Origin of the sequence: Cognatilysobacter lacus, assembly GCF_008274655.1 — a bacterium.
Taxonomy (GTDB): Bacteria; Pseudomonadota; Gammaproteobacteria; order Xanthomonadales; family Xanthomonadaceae; genus Cognatilysobacter; species Cognatilysobacter lacus.
In genome coordinates, this window is sequence record NZ_VTRV01000241.1 from 1 (window position 1) to 2161 (window position 2161).

Annotated in this window: 2 protein-coding genes and 1 pseudogene; all 3 read left to right on the forward strand. The window is 66.7% G+C overall.

The window, feature by feature from the left end:
* Positions 1–344 (forward strand): annotated as a pseudogene (locus FW784_RS14510) (hypothetical protein); the annotation flags it as partial.
* Between the two features lies 1 nt (position 345).
* On the forward strand, positions 346–1599 hold the full coding sequence (gene pgaC / locus FW784_RS13665) for a poly-beta-1,6-N-acetyl-D-glucosamine synthase (RefSeq protein ID WP_149353874.1): 1254 nt from the start codon (positions 346–348) through the stop codon (positions 1597–1599).
* On the forward strand, positions 1596–2075 hold the full coding sequence (pgaD, locus tag FW784_RS13670; RefSeq protein WP_187770831.1) for a poly-beta-1,6-N-acetyl-D-glucosamine biosynthesis protein PgaD: 480 nt from the start codon (positions 1596–1598) through the stop codon (positions 2073–2075). Before pgaC ends, pgaD begins: the two co-directional genes overlap by 4 nt.
* The last annotated feature ends 86 nt before the right edge of the window (positions 2076–2161 follow it).

Here is a 2161-nt window from a genome sequence, read left to right on the forward strand (position 1 = left end):
ACGCCGACCTCGCCAGCCGCCTGCCCGCGCTGCTCGCCGACAACGACCTCGTCGCGCTGATGCTGCCGTCCGGGATGCGCGCCAGTCGAGGCGACGTCGACCGTTTCGTCGCCGCCGTCGCCAACGTGCCGGGCGCGCTCGATCGCACGATTTTCGTGCTGGACGCGGGCGACGCCACGCACGCGGTGGCTTCGGCCGAGCTGGAAGCCGAGGTCCGCCGCGCGATCGCGCGTGGCGCGCGCCATGTCGCCTATTCCAAGGACAACGCGCTGGCCGACCAACCCCCACTCGAACCCGCGCGGGCGGCGATCAGCGCGCGCGCGTTCCCCTACCTGGAGCGCTGACATGGAGCATTTCGACGTGCTCGGCGTCCTGTTCAACTTCGCCTTCTTCTATCCGATCGTGATGTCGCTGTTCTGGATGGCGGGCGGGGTCTACTACTACGTGCGCCGCGAGCGCAAGCACGCGGGGCCGGACAATCCGCCGGCGATGCAGGCCTACCCGATGGTGTCGATCCTGGTGCCGTGCTTCAACGAGGGCCCACGCGTCGATGAAATGATGGCGACGCTTGTCGCGCAGCACTATCCGAGCTTCGAGATCATCGCGATCGACGACGGCAGCAGCGACGACACCGGGGCGCGCCTCGACCGCCTCGCCACCGAGCACGCGAACCTGCGCGTCATCCACCTCGACCGCAATCTCGGCAAGGCGAACGCCCTGCGCATGGGTACGCTCGCCTCCCGCAGCGAATACCTGGTGTGCATCGACGGCGACGCCCTGCTCGATCCCAACGCGACCCAATGGCTGGTGTCGCACCTGGTGAGCAGCCCGCGGGTGGGCGCCGTCACCGGCAACCCGCGCATCCGCAATCGCTCGACGCTGCTCGGCAAGATGCAGGTGGGCGAGTTCAGCTCGATCATCGGGATGATCAAGCGCGCGCAGCGCGCGTACGGACGCATCTTCACCGTATCCGGCGTGGTTTCCGCCTTCCGCAAGACGGCCCTGCACCGCATCGGCTACTGGGCCGACGACATGGTGACCGAAGACATCGATGTCAGCTGGCGCCTGCAGATCGACCACTGGGACATTCGCTACGAGCCGAATGCGCTGGCGTACATCCTGATGCCGGAAACGTTCGCAGGCCTGTGGAGGCAGCGCCTGCGCTGGGCGAGCGGCGGCGTGGAAGTGCTGACGCGGCATGCCAGGTCGCTCAACAACTGGCGCCGCCGGCGCATGTGGGGCGTGGTACTCGAGTACCTGCTCAGCGTGGTGTGGGCCTATGTGATGCTGCTGTCGATCGTGTTGTGGCTGCTCAGCTACTTCTTCAACGTGCCACCGCGCTTGCAGACAGGCGGCCTGATCCCGCATTGGCATGGTGCGGTACTCGGCGTCACCTGCCTGCTGCAGTTCGCCATCAGCCTGTTCATCGACCGGCGCTACGAGAAGGGCCTGGGCTGGAACTTCTTCTGGATCATCTGGTATCCGCTCGCCTACTGGCTGCTGAGCCTGTTCACCACCATCGTCGCAGTACCCAAGACGCTGTTTTCCAAACCCCGTGGCATCGCCACATGGACCAGCCCGGATCGAGGCTACCGATGAACGCGCAGAACCCCGTCGAGCATCCTTTCATCTACCGGCCCGAGACTCGCGTGCCGACGGCGACGCGGACGTTGCATGGCGCCATCACGCTGGTGGCCTGGATGATCTACGCGTACCTGTGGCTGCCGGTGCTCACGGCGATCGCGTGGTACCTCGGCGTGCGCACCGCCTTCGTGGAGATCTACGTGCGCAACAACCGGATCGACAACGGAGTGTTCCTGGCGATCGGCGTCATGGCGCTCATTGCGATCGCGCTTCTGGTCGGCTGGGCGGAATACAACCGCCGCAAGTTCGGTCGGCATGACCGTCGCGGCGCACCGCGCCAGGTGGATGCGTACGACGTGGGCGACTCGATGTTTGCGCCGCTCGAAGTCTCGCAGCGGCTTTCGCGCGCGAAGCTGATCAGGCTCGAGATGAGCCACGATGCGCGGCCGCTCGGCGTGCACCACGACGCGCCGATGCCCGGCCAGCTCTAGGGCCGCGCGGCTCGCAAATCGCATCAGGCGTGCGACGCCCATACCCGGTACGGAACCGCCGCCGCAGCTGCGGCGACCGGGCAGAA

Bases quoted from the DNA above. Each gene is read 5' to 3' on its own strand.
- pgaD (WP_187770831.1), top strand. From the start codon at position 1,596: ATGAACGCGCAGAACCCCGTCGAGCATCCTTTCATCTACCGGCCCGAG.
- pgaC (WP_149353874.1), top strand. From the start codon at position 346: ATGGAGCATTTCGACGTGCTCGGCGTCCTGTTCAACTTCGCCTTCTTC.